Consider the following 567-nt stretch of genomic DNA (forward strand, 5'->3'; position numbering starts at 1 on the left):
CTATTTTACACAAGTAACTCACCATATGTTTTAATTGATATTTTTCAATCACCGAGCGAATTAGGATGTATTTCTGGGAAGGGGTGAGAATTACTTGTTCATCCTCCTTTCTGCAAATCGAATCTTTTTTAATAGTTCATTTTCTGCTTTTAGTAAATTAATTTGTGCTTCCAGAAGAGCATTTTTCTTCTCTAGAGTAAGATCCTTTGCCATAAATCGACCTAAACTATCGGCTCGCCTGTCACGTAAACCACTTATCCCGTTTTCATCGTAAGCCTTTTTCCATCTCTTACTAGCAGCCTTAATTCTATCCATTCCTAGAATTTCAACATCAAAGCCACACTCTTCAAAGATTTGTCTTGGAAACTTGCCTTTTTCTTTCTCCATGATAAATAAACGTTTAAATTCATCTGTATAAGTAATTCCCTTTGGTCTAACTGATTTTACATATTTATTAGATGATAGTAACTGCATTTCTTTTTCTGTAAAAATCTTTTTGCTCATTCGTTCTCCGTCTCCATGTTGTATTCTCAAGTTTTGTATTTCTTAATTATACAAAAATGTACC

The 567-nt window shown here is 33.2% G+C and carries 1 pseudogene; it reads right to left on the bottom strand.

The features are described 5' to 3' along the window. Nucleotides 1-543: pseudogene (locus MR076_RS25975) on the bottom strand (HTH domain-containing protein); the annotation flags it as partial. Nucleotides 544-567 lie beyond the last annotated feature (24 nt).

The sequence above is a fragment of the Bacillus cereus group sp. BfR-BA-01380 genome, assembly GCF_022663535.1.
In the GTDB taxonomy this organism is placed as follows: domain Bacteria; phylum Bacillota; class Bacilli; order Bacillales; family Bacillaceae_G; genus Bacillus_A; species Bacillus_A cereus_BB.